The organism is Cedecea neteri NBRC 105707 = ATCC 33855, from assembly GCF_001571265.1.
Lineage (GTDB): Bacteria > Pseudomonadota > Gammaproteobacteria > Enterobacterales > Enterobacteriaceae > Cedecea > Cedecea neteri.
Map to the genome: position 1 here is coordinate 20,143 of NZ_BCTL01000057.1, position 13,903 is coordinate 34,045.

9 protein-coding genes and 4 pseudogenes are annotated in these 13,903 nt (G+C 48.1%); 5 read left to right on the plus strand and 8 right to left on the minus strand.

The window, feature by feature from the left end; genetic code table 11:
* Position 1 precedes the first annotated feature (1 nt).
* A complete protein-coding gene (locus CNE01S_RS20645; protein WP_061278134.1) occupies positions 2 to 1,381 on the plus strand; it encodes a TolC family protein in 1,380 nt (459 codons plus the stop codon).
* A 257-nt stretch (positions 1,382 to 1,638) separates the two neighbouring features.
* Here CNE01S_RS20645 and CNE01S_RS25400 read toward each other — a convergent pair.
* A pseudogene (locus CNE01S_RS25400) lies at positions 1,639 to 1,734 on the minus strand (transposase); the annotation flags it as partial.
* Between the two features lie 429 nt (positions 1,735 to 2,163).
* Here CNE01S_RS25400 and CNE01S_RS20650 point away from each other — a divergent pair.
* The 3 genes from CNE01S_RS20650 (at position 2,164) to CNE01S_RS25405 (ending at position 3,774) form a co-directional block, all read left to right on the plus strand.
* Positions 2,164 to 2,649, plus strand: a complete 486-nt coding sequence (locus CNE01S_RS20650; RefSeq protein ID WP_169799429.1) for a DUF2975 domain-containing protein — start codon at positions 2,164 to 2,166, stop codon at positions 2,647 to 2,649.
* A 1-nt stretch (position 2,650) separates the two neighbouring features.
* Positions 2,651 to 2,857: a helix-turn-helix domain-containing protein gene (locus CNE01S_RS20655; RefSeq protein WP_061278140.1), complete on the plus strand. Its 207-nt coding sequence runs from the start codon at positions 2,651 to 2,653 to the stop codon at positions 2,855 to 2,857.
* Between the two features lie 176 nt (positions 2,858 to 3,033).
* Positions 3,034 to 3,774 carry a hypothetical protein gene (locus CNE01S_RS25405; protein WP_138089315.1) on the plus strand — a complete coding sequence of 247 codons (741 nt, stop codon included), beginning with the start codon at positions 3,034 to 3,036 and terminating at the stop codon, positions 3,772 to 3,774.
* 512 nt (positions 3,775 to 4,286) lie between these two features.
* Here the strand turns inward: CNE01S_RS25405 and CNE01S_RS20665 are convergent.
* The 6 genes and pseudogenes from CNE01S_RS20665 to CNE01S_RS25880 all read right to left on the minus strand — a co-directional run.
* Positions 4,287 to 5,708 carry a hypothetical protein gene (locus CNE01S_RS20665; RefSeq protein WP_138089316.1) on the minus strand — a complete coding sequence of 474 codons (1,422 nt, stop codon included), beginning with the start codon at positions 5,706 to 5,708 and terminating at the stop codon, positions 4,287 to 4,289.
* Positions 5,709 to 7,225: 1,517 nt separating this feature from the next.
* On the minus strand, positions 7,226 to 7,480 hold the full coding sequence (locus tag CNE01S_RS20670; protein WP_061278148.1) for a hypothetical protein: 255 nt from the start codon (positions 7,478 to 7,480) through the stop codon (positions 7,226 to 7,228).
* 668 nt (positions 7,481 to 8,148) lie between these two features.
* Positions 8,149 to 8,742, minus strand: a complete 594-nt coding sequence (locus CNE01S_RS24780) for a lytic polysaccharide monooxygenase (protein WP_072279195.1) — start codon at positions 8,740 to 8,742, stop codon at positions 8,149 to 8,151.
* A 583-nt stretch (positions 8,743 to 9,325) separates the two neighbouring features.
* On the minus strand, positions 9,326 to 9,544 hold the full coding sequence (locus CNE01S_RS25105) for a hypothetical protein (protein ID WP_138089317.1): 219 nt from the start codon (positions 9,542 to 9,544) through the stop codon (positions 9,326 to 9,328).
* Between the two features lie 19 nt (positions 9,545 to 9,563).
* Positions 9,564 to 9,772: pseudogene (locus CNE01S_RS25110) on the minus strand (Rpn/YhgA-type helix-turn-helix domain-containing protein); the annotation flags it as partial.
* A pseudogene (locus CNE01S_RS25880) lies at positions 9,735 to 9,956 on the minus strand (recombinase family protein); the annotation flags it as partial. The pseudogenes CNE01S_RS25880 and CNE01S_RS25110, both read right to left, overlap by 38 nt.
* Before the next feature lie 141 nt (positions 9,957 to 10,097).
* Here CNE01S_RS25880 and CNE01S_RS24790 point away from each other — a divergent pair.
* Positions 10,098 to 10,650, plus strand: a pseudogene (locus tag CNE01S_RS24790) (transposase); the annotation flags it as partial.
* Positions 10,651 to 10,981: 331 nt separating this feature from the next.
* On the opposite strand, the gene CNE01S_RS20685 reads toward CNE01S_RS24790, so the two are convergent.
* Positions 10,982 to 13,690, minus strand: coding sequence for an autotransporter outer membrane beta-barrel domain-containing protein (locus CNE01S_RS20685; protein ID WP_061278155.1), 2,709 nt, complete (start codon positions 13,688 to 13,690; stop codon positions 10,982 to 10,984).
* Positions 13,691 to 13,903 lie beyond the last annotated feature (213 nt).

Genomic DNA, 13,903 nt, shown 5'->3' on the forward strand with positions numbered 1-13,903 from the left:
AATGAAACTTTTACCTCTTCCTGTCTGCCTCGCCGTACTCCTCTGCGCAGGCTGCGGCAATATGTTAAAAAGTAAGTATCAACGCCCACACATTCACTATCCTGACCACTGGCAGAATGAAACCGTCGGTACCGTGCCCGCCCCATTTATCTGGCAGGATTTCCGCGATCCTGCACTCAACAACTGGCTGCATCAGGTGATGACCAGAAATAATGATCTGGCCCGGGCTATGCTGCGATTCTATCGTGCGCAACTTAATGCCGAACGGACCGGCATACTCGCAACACCAGACCTCAACTTCAGACTGAACGGCGGTGCGGAGCACGAGTTATACGGGTCATCATCCTGGCAAGATAAAAGCGGTACATCGCTGAGCACCCGATATGAGGTGGATCTGTGGGGTAAGCTTGCCCGAGCGCAGGATGCTGCAGAGTGGCTAAGCCGGGCAAGTGAACAGGATTTACGGGCAGCCCGACTCACCTTGCTGGCAAACGCCAGCACGAACTACTGGCGAATTGGCTACCTCAATCAACAGATCAGCATAAGCCAGGAAAGTCTTGAATACGCGAAGAAAACGCGCCAACTCGCCAGCGCCCGATTCCATGCGGGTAAAATATCTCCCCTGGATGTGGTTAATGCAGAGCAAAATGTCCTGAAGCAGGAAGATCGCCTTCTGACGCAGCAGTACCAGCGCCAGCAGGCGCTGAATGAACAGACCGTGCTGCTGGGAGCCCCGCCAGGAAAAACAGTTGTTGAACCGGGAAGTCTGTCGCAAGGGCCACTGCCGCAGATTAACAATGGAATTCCGGTCAGCATACTGAGCCGCAGGCCTGACGTGAATGCAGCAGAGATGCGCCTGCGCGCGGCACTGTCCGACATTGACGCCAGACGCACGCAATATTATCCGTCATTCACCCTGACAGGTACGCTGGGCACAAGCAGCAGCGCATTACTGACATTTCTGAGCAATCCCGTCGCCGGCATCGGAGCCAGCCTGACGTTACCCTTCCTGGAATGGCGAAAAATGAGTGTGGACGTCAATATTGCCCAAAACGACTACGAACAACGTGCTCTGGAATTTACGCAAACCCTCTATAAGGCGATGTCTGATGTAGATAATGCACTGTCTCTGCGCGCGCAACTGATGGCTCAGGAAACGCATCTCCAGACGACACTGGCGCTAGCACGCAAGTCCGAACGGCTGAATGAGGTACGTTATCGCCAGGGGGCTGTCACCATCACTGACTGGCTGAATGCTCAGGAACAGCGCCGGCAGACAGAATCAGCGCTCAACGAAAATCGGTTTAATCAGTACCAGAATATGGCGAAAATTTATCTCGAATTTGGAGGGGAAGGTAAGGAAGTCTTTTTACACAACTAAAAACGACTCAGACACTGCTGTGGGGCGAAAAAAGTGAGTTTGCTGTTTTATTGCCCTGCCAGCCGGGATACTAAACCGGCTATCATCATCTCGTCCTGATTTTAAAGAAAAAGCCTGCCAGATACACAAGGCAACCTTTCGTGCACTTGTGCCTGCTGAAAAGGAAGGGGGCTGATGGCGACATGCTGCAGCCTGTTAAGATTAGAAGGTTGATCTATCAGACAGGATTCATTGCACCTGCACTAAAATGAGTCTGGCGACTTAAGCCGCTTCACCTCAGGGACTTCCATACCGTCAAACTGCTTGTGCCAGCTGCATAAGGTGGCGTCTGAAATAGCGTGCTTGCGACAGACGCTGCAGCTCCGTCACGCCCGGATAGGCAAATTTTTTCTTCCTGCTGTAAAGGTCCCTTCAGAAACGCCCATACTTCTGCAGACTTCCCCGACGCGAGTGCCCGTTAGTACTATTTTCAGGGAGGACATCAAGAGGAGATCACAGTCTCATCCCATTTGCACATCGATTGAAATGACTCCCTGACTCCACGCGCCACCCTAACCATTTGATTATTAATGAATTAAAATAACATTATCGTTTATCAATAATTTAATATTGCACTATTATTGTTATTCGATAATAATCCATGTTGCAAATTGACCTTCAGGAAGTATGGCAACGGATAAATTGAGCAGCTACAGACAAATTTTGTGAACAAAATATCTACAAATTATATGGGTAAGAAGAAAATGGTTAGCAAATCAAAAATGATATTTTGGTGTAGATTTATGGAGATCGCATTATTGATCGGCCTGATTTCCACACCAATACTCGGTCAGGTATTTTCCTGGCTTCAGGCCGGAAATGACGTTCCGGTCATGGGTGGTGTAATACATAAAGAATTCGAGATATTTCCGGGAAGTCATCCTAATACAGCAGCATCAGCTATTTGTAATCTTTTGAGGGATTGTATTTTCAGTTTAATGTTTTGGCATTTTTATAAAGTGTTTAAAGATATCCGAGCGGGAGTGGTTTTCAGTCAACAACAGATAAAACGCATTTCCATTTCTGGATGGTGTTTTATTGTGCTATCCATATATTCAATCATTAGCGATATGTTTTTATCATTATTACAAAGCCCCGAAGAAAATCGGCAATACTATTTCCAGGTTGATAATTTAATTTATACACCAATAGGTATTGGGCTGGTGATACTTAGCTATGTACTTCAGCTGGCAACAGAAATAAAAGAAGAACAGGAATTGGTGATCTAATATGTCAATCATCATAAAACTTGACATAATGTTGAAATCAAAAAAAATGACAGCTAAAGAACTGGCTCAGGCTATAGGTATTACTGAAGCCAATCTTTCAATCCTTAATAGTGGAAAAGCAAAGGCCATACGATTTTCAACGCTGGAAGCAATATGCAGTGTGTTAAATTGTCAGCCTGGGGATATTATAAAATACAATCCTGATTAATTTGTTGGTTGGTTGGTTGGTTGGTTTCTAAATATTGGCATTTAAGATAACGAACCAGTCAATCATTTTTATAAATTCACTATTTTAATTCTCTTTTTAATTTCATATGAGAATATTAAATTAGCACTTTTTGTCACACTTGCATTAGAGAGACAATAATTATTAATGGAGTCATTATGAAATTAAATTTATTAAGAAACTGCATTTTTTGCCTTGTCAGTTTATCTGGAACTGGTCAGGCACCCAGTAAAGATATTGTAACTGAGGTATATGTAAATTCTATTTACTCAGCTATCCGTCAGGAATGGACAGTGCTCGAGAATGTATGTGACACGCACGTGCATCGAAAACTCAGACTCATTGTTACTGATAACCATAATGCCTGGGCAATAGACAGTAAGAGCCTAACGAAGCTTCCTTACAGCGAGAAACAACGTCATTTACCTCTTGAATATATGCATTGTATGAAAATTCAAGGGTCTGGTGGTCGGTCAACAATTTCTGCTAGTTTAGAGGCTACTCTTCCACCGGAAAAAAATGCACATTTTCAGACTGAGACAAAACCAGTTCCAGCTCTGTTTAACGTGGCCACTCATGAAGATTTTCATTTTTTTGCACCGACGAATGTATGGAAAAAAACATCACCAGATAATGATTCACAGGCAACACCTTACCCAGCTCAGACTTCCCCCAGATTCTATCTTAGCAATATTATTCGGCCTTTATATACTTCTTTGCGGGGAGAACAAAATGGACTGGATCACGTGCGATTTTGGTTTAACCAGCGGAAGAAACTATACCCAGATGATGCAAGCCACATCAGGAAAACCAATATTTATGAAGGCGGTGCATGGTATGTTGAAATTGATGCGAAAATTATTGCGGAAGGCAAACGCTTCAACACATCAGAGTTTTAACATGTTGTGATAACGAAAATGAAACAAGAAGTAGATTCTATCTACACGCACTCTGATTCGGAAAGCCATCTCATTGGTACCCTTTCAGGATTTGTTCTGGATATGAAAAATTGAAATGGTAATCACGCGTTTTACAGGGTTTCGACAGAACCTTTTCAACAGTATTTAATCCTCATAATTTATAACAACAGAAAGAGGTAACATGTGATGTTGAAATTTATTATCCTCTATTTTCAATAACGCATATATGATCCCGGAATAAATACACATTGGCTGCAGTTATATCCTGTCAAAGATAGAACATAGCAGCCATCAATAATATTTTTATGTATGTACTCTCCCGTCATGAGCCGACAGACTTAATAATACAAGTGAAGAAAACAGAATTTTCAGATACCTTCTTCTTATCATAGCTAATACCTTCGCAGTCCGGTTCCCCCCATAGAGGGAACCGGATAATAACAATAAAATAGAGAGTGAATATTTTTATTCATTTCTGAATGAACAGGCGTTTACTGCATCAGCATCAGCTGGTCTTCTTTTCTGTACTCAAAAACAGCATCAGCTTCAGGCGTCTGTGGCAGCGTTAACCGAATAACAGGCACGATTCGTCCTGAAAAAATCTTAAATTCAGACTGATCCTTTTGTGCGCTTTTCAGCGCATCAGGATGCCCGGGGAGATAAAAGAAAGCCTCCAGTGGAATATCTTTCTTCATTTTTGGCCATGCCTCCAGCCTTAATTCATTTTGTTCACTAAATGATTTGTTATCTTTCTGGCTGTTCAATGCTTTCATTGCATCCAGCATTACAGTAAATCCTTTTTTCGCCCCCAGAAAGGAGTTAATTTCATCATGAAGTATAAAACCACAGAAGTCATGCTCAGTCTTAGCATTCTCATATACCATTTTGACCCAGTCATTACCGGTTTTAATATTAAATTCCAGTTTATCGCAGTCTAGCCTGGAGTTGCTTGCCGGCCCGCATCCTTTATTGCTCCGATTGCCGGTTCCGGCGTCAAGAGGGTATCCACAAAGGATATTAATGCTGGCCTGACCATGAGAAAAATGTTCCGGATAAAATATAAAACCGGTACTATCATCAAAAGAAAGACGTTTGAATTTTGCATCTTTTCTCAAATAGGAGAAAGATATACCGCCATTTTTCAGGCTTTCAGGAGATGCCTCCCATGAGTGATAAGTACGATTGAGGTTACCACTGGTTCCCCGGATAACCACGCCGGAACATTTAGCTGCGATATCATAATCACCATTCCCGCACGATTCTGCTGTATTATTATAATCCTGAGTTATCTGGCAGGCTATTTTCTCCCCTCCAGATTTTTCTGCACACTCGGACTTCATGACCTGCTCATCGGCATGGTAACTGAAAGGTTTTTCATTTCTTGCTGTAAAGCGAATAATCGGGATGTTCAGATTATTTTTCAGAAACAGGGCTCTGTCATTTTGTCGTCCAGTAAGGGCTTTTTTATCTCCATCCTGATAGAGCAGTGCTTCCATGTGTAGATTATTTACGTCATCAGCAATTGACGTCGGCCAGTACCGATACCAGATCTGCATCGGCAGGTTACCCGGGCTTGCTCTGTTCAGATCCATCGCAAGTTTAAATTCCCGATGAATAAGGACGCTGAGCGAGCATTCTCCGTCCCATGACCAGCCTGCCTCACCCGGCCCCGGGATCAGACTGTTGCAGGTGGAATTATCCGTATCTTCATTATTATGGGGAACGGAAGCGGGTTTGCCGCATCCAAACGCCTCCCTTGTAATGGTGTAGTCCACAGGAGACGGACGGACGCAGGCTGCTGATACGGATTTCCCGTCAGCTAACGCATACTGACCCCCGAGAATTTCTCCCGTCATATTATCCGGTGGATACTTCAGGTCATGGCGTAAAAATAATACATCAGCAGCGCTCATCCTGTGCTCCGTATCATTGGTATGCTTGGGTCTCAACAACACTCCGCTGCAGGTCAGCGCCGATAACACATGACCTTTACTGTCAGTACAGTTGGTCACAGTGGATGCCCACCGCTCATTCAGTGCGTTAGCAACCTTATCGCCGGTGTCCTCAGCGTGAACGGGAGATATCAGCATACCTCCCGCAAGAACCAGTCCGGACAGATGAAAGAAGCCTTTGTGCAAATAACTCATAGGAATCAGCCTCAAATGTTAAATAAACTGGGGGAAATAATAATATTTATATTCAGTGACATAGCCGGGAAAATATTCACAATAATTGTAACGGCTTGCAATCTATCTCACCGGCTCACAATAACTGCACTCGTCGCTTCCGCGGCATCAAATGATTTTCTTTCGCAAAAAACCGCATATGTTGAATGTCTACATCAGACTCAATGCGTGCCAGGAGAGCATGATAAAACGTGGGGCAGTCGACCAACGCCTTAGTTGTTATCACAATGGAAAACTATTTTGCTGTGTATGGGATCTGATGCTCGGTGGAACGAAAACTCACGTTAAGGGATTTTGGTAATGCGATGACAAAAAAGACTACGTGCCCCAAAAGGGGTTTGAGGGCCAATGGGGGCTTACGCCAGAAACTCAGAAAATTCCGTCACCAAAGATAAAGACAGCCTGATCTGTATGACGTTGAATTAATAACGGGTTATGTCCAAATTTAAAACGTCAGAATCGTCATTTAAGGGGCCAGTCTGGATATCGGAATTATTATAGGGATGGCCTGTTTTTCGGGCAGGCTACGCGATCGTAATAGGGTCAACCCCCGCGCTATACGGTTCCAGGTGTGAATTTGGTCTAAGCGGACAACCTCTACGCGATATAGCAACAACGATAACTTAAAATCGACAGCCGACTGATATCCACCCAATCCCTTATGTACCTTGACTGGTTGAATAATGTGCTTGACGTACAAAATTTTCCGTTTTGCCAACGGGGCCGTACAAAATCGAGGGGAGCCTTACTCCGGATGTAGTCAGATTGCTAACGAATAAAACTGTTTCCAGGCGGCCATATTTTCTGCGCTTTTCATCTGTCTTTTTTAAGCATCCGGTGCAACATAATATGTGTCAGAGATTAACGTCGGAATAAATGCCCACAATAATAAAAAAAAGCCCTGAATTTAAACAGGGCTCAATCAGAAACCAGTCACGAACTCATAACAACGGGATTTAACACAGATACAGGAATGCTCTTTCGCACAAAGTATAGATGCACTCAAAGTAGCCGTATAAAAACCAGGACTTTTCTATTACTTAGCAATATACCAGGACAGTTCGCCTGGAGGATGTCACGACAAGTAAGCCCACCCAGCAGCCCACCAATATTTTGCTACCGTTACTCTGCCAGCATTGCCTGTCCGCCACACGGTGATACAAGCCGCATCCGCCAGCCCGGGTCAACCCCCCGGGCTGGCGGTGAGCCTCACCCTCAGCGAAGCGTACGTGGCAACCCTGGTCTCAGGAAGTCCCCATTTTGGTCTCGATGACCAGCCCACCGGGGTAGTGACGGAGAGCGAGGTCGGGTTTAGCCAGCAGCAGGCGACAGCATGACTGTGTGATACTGCCGTGAACGGCCGGGGCGCTGGCATGCAGGTCATAATTCGCCATCATACGGATAAACGGCGTGATATCACCGGTCACCCGAAAGGACACTGGCGGCTGTAGGACACCCTCCCCGTTAAAGGCCGTATTCAGCACCTCTTTTCCATCCATAACCCGTTCTCCTGCCTGAAGCAGGGTATCTACCCGGTGCCCCACTCTTTCGGCACTGTTGCGCAGATCGCTGCGCTGATAAATTTTGCTGTCGTTTTAACCAGTGACGGTATTCATGAACATATTCAAAGGTCGGCATTTTCAGCGTGAAATAATCCTGTGGGGGCGAGATGTATCTGGTAAACCGAGTTTTTGAAATGTAAAGCCTTTCAATAAGAAAAAGGCTACCTTATCGCTAACTTTGCAACAGTACCTGATCGGGTACAGCAAGGGGGATATTCATCAGTCTGGATGGAGAGGCCAGAGTAGCGTGCCTGGCCATCGGGCGTGACGAGAGTGCAATAACCCCGGGTGTTATCCAGAGAGTCAGGCTGCCGCGTTACTTCAGGCCGGCTTCGTATCGTGTCAGTTGGTAACCCTTTCTGGCGTTGTGTTTATGCGACATCCTTAACATATCTCAGAATGGGCAAGTGTTGATTCGACCCATTTAGCCATCTATGCACCAACGCCCACTGATGCCGTTCAAGTTGGAGGCGTCCATTTCATAAGAGCCGCATTAACAGTAAGCGTCGTTGGAACTACAGCCAGACTGGCCAGAGCAACGAATATATCAGCATTCAGCATCAGCGCCTCATACACGCTGATGCTATGTGCTTTCAGGGCTGGAACTATCGGACAATATTTGTATCAATAGCTTGATAGAAAGCATTGCCAGTATCGGCAATATCCCACACAGCCAGAATTACGTGGTAACCGGTATGTCCTGCCGGAACAACGCATGAATGGCTCACTGATGAGCCGGGGAGATTTTCGTTTCCATCAATTTGACAAAAAGGAGTCAGTTCGAAGGCACCACGACTTAAAGGTTTGGATGAATCCCACCCTTGTTTGGTGATGAAATATCTCCAACTAGTGGTTTTGTGGCGCGCAGTCAGCGTCCAGACGAAGGTATTACTTCCCGGATGTAATGTGACTTTTGACCATCGGGTAGCGGACTGTTGGTTGAGTTCCGGGAAGCGTGAATTACCGCCGCTGGCCAAAACCCCATCAACCGGGCCTGCAGTGGGAAATCCTTTCACCCCCTCCACGCTTTGAGGTTCGTACTGAACAGCACCGCAACCCGTATTAATGCCTTTGTTACATAACAAAGAGCGGCTTTCTGGCATGGAAACATAGCCATGGGCCAGAGCCTGCTGTGTTACACCGGTACAGAGAGACAATGTTATCGCCACACCAAATAATTTACGTGTAATAGTATTCATTTAAAAATCCTTATCTAAAAATGTATTCTGAGTGTTAATGTCAACGTCAGGCATCTATCATAAACGTGCGGAGCTTATTGCCACACAACACGGTGAAAAGTATATTTATTCCAACCTCTCATGATGCATGACATGTTTTTAATATATCAATACTTTATGTCTGGATGTGTTTTTTAATTTGGAAACTCCTTGTGACTTAATGACTTGATTTATTTTCAGTGTCATTCCCATAGTAATATATAAAAAACCCTCTTCTCTCCACATGAGAAGAACCCCATTTGTTGCAAGTACTAGCTGCATCCTCCGCATCTTATTTCCTGTAGCGTTAAAATAATTCGATATATCGCACTCCATCATGTATGACGTGGGGATATAAACATTTCGAATGACTTTATGGTTTAGAGTGTAGAGGGCGAAATTGTACTCTGGCTAATTAATTAAATATCCTGGATGTTATTTTTTTGATTATAAAAATTAAATCTGGACGTGAAATTATTATTTATAATACTACTGGTGACTGGAGGGCTCCTTCTCTGGTAAAGGCCATATTCAGCGACTCTTTTTCGGTCCAACCCCCGTTCTCCTACGCGAAGTCGGATATCCCTCCGGCAGCCCAGACGTCGTCCTTCCGCACCCCCGAGGCACAGGTCAGCCAGCAGGTGAGGAACAGATTCTCAGCACGGGGTGTACCGACGGTGCCACCCTGCCGGACCAGTGAGAAAACAACGGAGGTGCAGAACGTCAGATAAGAGAGTGCTGCGACGGTGTTCCAGGCTAATTCTGCGTCCATGTATTCTGACAAGGGCTGTCCTGGCGAAGAATTAATGGCAGATTTGCGCGAGGTCGTCGCCATCAGGCCGGTCATTTTTATCTCCATGCTGCTGTCAATACCGTTTTGCAGCATGGTACGGGCAATTTTCAGCATCGCTTCCCGTTCGCCCTTTTCTATACCGCATTGTTCACCAAACTGAATACCTTCTATACGACCCGGCTCAATGTCCTTCTGTTCGGGCTGTTGTGTGACGGTCATCTTCAACATCACTGCAAACGCGGATCACGGTCATTTTAGACACGCCTGACAGGTAGGCAGTTTTGCACAGGGATTTTCCGTGGCCCAGCCGGAGGGGGCGTATTAATTTGTGTTTCTACGCATCGGCCACCCTGCCCAGATATTTTCCTTCGATCTTTGTCTTTCTTAATCCCTCCGCCTGTCGGTGGTGGTACAGAAAACCAACAGCGAAAAAAGCTTAGCGAGCATTGAACGGCGGCGATATGATCGATGCGATGAAGATATTGCAGTCAAGTTCTGCAGGCGTAATGTCCTGATTCATTCATGGCTGACCATATCCGGCTAAAGAGGGTTGTTACTTGACCAAGGGATCCCCACTGGCATTGCTGTCTTCATAGCTCGCCGGGTTATTCCCTTTATCCTTGAAGATGCAGGAAACGGTCTACGTCCCCTATGCGCAGAATAATTGCGGGACTCGATGATCTCTTTAACGATCTCGGGCGCCGAATCCATTTTTTGATAAGGAAATTGAAACCGTATTCATGTAATCAGAAACCTGTCAGCGTATCGCCAAAGTTAAAGGCATTGGTCCTAAAACAGGCACGCCCGTTGTTGTTCTTGGCACAGAAACTGAATTTAAGCATGGCCGTCACATTGCTGCATGGCCTGGTCTGGTTCCACGCCAGCACCCGAGTGATAGCAGGCAGGTACTGATGAATATGACGAAAAAAGCGACAAGCATCTGCGGACACGTCTTATTCATGGTGCCCGCGCTGACGTCAGGGTGCCACGAATAACAATAATGGATATATGAGTCAGTGGGTTAAACAGGGAAAGGAACGGCGCAAATTTAATAAATGGACCGGGCGGCCGCTAACAAAAACGTGAGAATAATCTGATTGATGCTGGGAAATGAGACCGGGTATCAGGCTGCAGGAAGTTAACATCCTGCCAGCAGAAGTTACAACGTACTCAGGGGATGGCTTACACAGTACGGTCTGCCTCAGGGCAAAGACAATCTGCTCTTCGTTGAATTGTGATTTTTTCAACGGCACCACCTCCGCACAGGGAGTGTAGATCATGCCGTAATTCGGTTTCAGGATTGTGCAGGATTCAGAGACTGGGTTAACAGGAACCCGCTTATTTTAAGCGGGTTCCTGAGTAACCACCGTCGTTTTAATGCTGACTGACGATAGGAGATAAGTGTTTATGCAATTTTGTAGTCATTCATTAAAATGAGTACTTAATGCCCACCATGGTCGCCGTGTTGCTGTAGCCTTTGTCTCCCAGTTGCTGCCCCACGTTACCCCACAGCGCTGTCTGACGGCTCAACTGCCCTTCCACACCGAGTTTTACTTCCCCGACATTGACAGCCCCGGCCTGCTCCAGCGATACGCCATTCATCACCACGCCATTACGCTTCGTGTTATGCAGCCAGTTGACTTTCACGAACGGCTGGAAATTTCGGTCTTTTCCGCTATCCATCTGATTATGCCCCCGCAGGAAAGCCCTGGCACCCAGGCGGGTCTGGACGTTGTTCTCGCCCTCAGCGCTTACCCTCGTGCCGTTCGCCTCGGTCACATCACCGGACTTCACCCCCATCCAGGTCACCTGAGCCTGGGGCTCAATAAAGTACGCTGTACGGTTAGCCTGTGGCCCGGACTCCCCCAGCGCGAAGGTGTAGCCGGTCTCCACGGACGCCGTCAGCCCTTTTGATTTGTAGCTCTCCTCGCTGATGCCCTCGCCGTTGACGTGATTGTTAAACCAGCTGTACATCAGTTGGCCATCCACCCAGGCGCCGGTGTCAGCCTGGTCATTCTGATACCAGGTGCCGTACATGCCCACACTGTAACCGTCCACTGAGCCCTTTGAACCATGGCCGGATACCGTGGAATGGGTGTTGTTGTGGTTATTACCATAGCCCGCCATTACGCCAAGATGAAAGCGGTCCCGGTCATTGCTGCTCCACTGGGTCAGATCCCCCCCCAGTTGGGCGACGTATGTATTGCCTGTGGTACGCAACTGGCCGGAGCCGTCGTGGAACTGATTGTGCACCCCCACCTGACGCAGCCAGAGACTGGATACGCTGCCGTCAGTGTTGAGGGTATTCATATAACGGTTTTCACCGGCACGGTCGTGCAGGGTGGTCAGGAACATGGAAGAGGCCGCCTGGTTGGCGATGTAAGAGCCCGCTTCAGGCCGGACAACGTGAATAACCGGTTTGGGGGGAACAGGTGGCACTGGCCCCGGTGAAAGCCGGCTGTCCAGATACCAGCTGTTGCCGTGTGCGTTCAGGGTGTAATCGTAGGCCCCGGCGACGATACGCCCCTGCTGTTTAAATGCGCCCGCAGCAGATGTCCCGTCCACCTCGATGAGTTTAATCCCGTCAAGGGTCTGTGCCCCGGTGCCCCCGGCGTTGGTGACAGAGACATTCGTCGTCCCGGCGGCATTGCCTTTCACCACCAGCTTGTCGGTGAGCGAACTGTCCCCGGCCAGCGCGCTGTTGAACAGCAGTGCACCGCCGTTGCCGGTATAGTTGCCATTGACCGTCAGCGTATTCCCGACGCCGCCGTTGTTAAGGGCGATGGTCCCACTGTTCGACACATTTCCCGTGATACTGGAATTGCCCGTGAGCGTGGCCTGACCGCCGGCCTGCGTCGTCAGCGACGTCAGTCCGGTAAAGGTCCCGGTCCAGCTCCCGGCATTGCCCAGTGTCAGGCTGGTGTTACCGCCGGTATTGACCAGATCACCGGCAATATCAGCGTTATTCACGGTGACTGCGGTGGTGCTCCCCGCGTCGGTCTGCAGCGCGCTCTGCCCTGCACCGGCCAGCAGTCTGGTGGCTTTGCCCGACAGGTTAATCACCGCCCGAGTGTTCTGTTGTACCCAGATGGCAGCCTTTGTATCGGACTGGATGGTGGAATTGTTCACATTCAGGGTGCTGGTTCCCGTTCCCGGACTGGTGCCCGTCGGATCCGCATCGAATACGGCCCCGTAACCATCCGCATGAACGCTGGAGTTATTAACGTTCATCACCGGGTGGCTGGCATTGCTGGCGACAAGACCCAGCCCTGTATTTTTCAGTCCCGCCTTTACCTGGAGTGTGGTATCAGACAGGGTCAGGGTTGGCGCTTCACCCGACACCTTATCCCCGCCGTAGATAATGGCGCCAAAGGCATCAAAATCCTGCAGGGCTCCGACACCCGTCCCCGCCGCCCGGGTATTAGTGACGGTGATGGAACTGCCGGATACGGTCAGTTGTGCGTTGCCGACCGCCGTCACGCCGCCTCCGGCAGCCACAATACTTCCTCCGGTTAGCGTAGCTCTCGAGTTGTCCTGTATGGCAATCCCTTCCATCCCCGACGTAATGGTTGACCCGTTCAGGTCCGCGGACGAATTGTCGAACAGCCATACCGCAGTCTGCTCACTGTTGCCGGCTATCACCGTCCGGCTGGTAGCGCTCACGTGGCTCTGGTCATGCAGGATGAGGACCCCGGTGGAGTCGGGAGGGGTGAACACAGGGTGGCCGCTGCCTACCGTCACATTATCGAGCGCAATGGAAGCCTGACCCGACGCAAGTAAATCAGTGAATGCGGCCGGCCCCCCCCCGGTTGTGCCAATATTTGCGGCGGAGGTCCCACGGATGAGAAGCTGTCCTGCCATACTGGCCCCACCTTCCATCATCAGGCTACCGCCGGACATAGAAATCGACGGGGGAGAAATACCGTCACCGCCCAGGTGCAGGCTCTGCTTCAGGAGAAGATTGCCTCCCGTCATTTCGACGGTATCCCCTGAATGGTCCACGGTGCCATCCAGTTGGGTTGTATCGCCCGGTGATACACTGATGGTTGCACCTGACGCTTCAGGGAATATAAGCGTGCTGGCAAGACCCATTGTAATAATGGCCAATGCCGTTGGTTTAAATGGAATGAGCACCATAATATTATCTCCGGTAGTAGAGGCGTAGCCATTCACATGTCATAAAGTATCCAGACTGTTTTCTGACTGCAGTTGTGGGCAAGGAAGATAGCGTTAAAAAAAATACGCGCTATATTATTTCCAGATTGTAGCTTATTTTTCGGACACTTCTCTCGGGGGCGGAAGCCAGAATGAAAAGCGCCCTCCTTTCAGAGGGCGCTTGAGGCGGGATGG

Coding starts and splice junctions, on each gene's coding strand:
- CNE01S_RS20645 (WP_061278134.1), top strand. CDS start 2: ATGAAACTTTTACCTCTTCCTGTCTGCCTCGCCGTACTCCTCTGCGCA.
- CNE01S_RS20650 (WP_169799429.1), top strand. CDS start 2,164: ATGGAGATCGCATTATTGATCGGCCTGATTTCCACACCAATACTCGGT.
- CNE01S_RS20655 (WP_061278140.1), top strand. CDS start 2,651: ATGTCAATCATCATAAAACTTGACATAATGTTGAAATCAAAAAAAATG.
- CNE01S_RS25405 (WP_138089315.1), top strand. CDS start 3,034: ATGAAATTAAATTTATTAAGAAACTGCATTTTTTGCCTTGTCAGTTTA.
- CNE01S_RS20665 (WP_138089316.1), bottom strand. CDS start 5,708: ATGAGCGCTGCTGATGTATTATTTTTACGCCATGACCTGAAGTATCCA.
- CNE01S_RS20670 (WP_061278148.1), bottom strand. CDS start 7,480: ATGGATGGAAAAGAGGTGCTGAATACGGCCTTTAACGGGGAGGGTGTC.
- CNE01S_RS24780 (WP_072279195.1), bottom strand. CDS start 8,742: ATGAATACTATTACACGTAAATTATTTGGTGTGGCGATAACATTGTCT.
- CNE01S_RS20685 (WP_061278155.1), bottom strand. CDS start 13,690: ATGGTGCTCATTCCATTTAAACCAACGGCATTGGCCATTATTACAATG.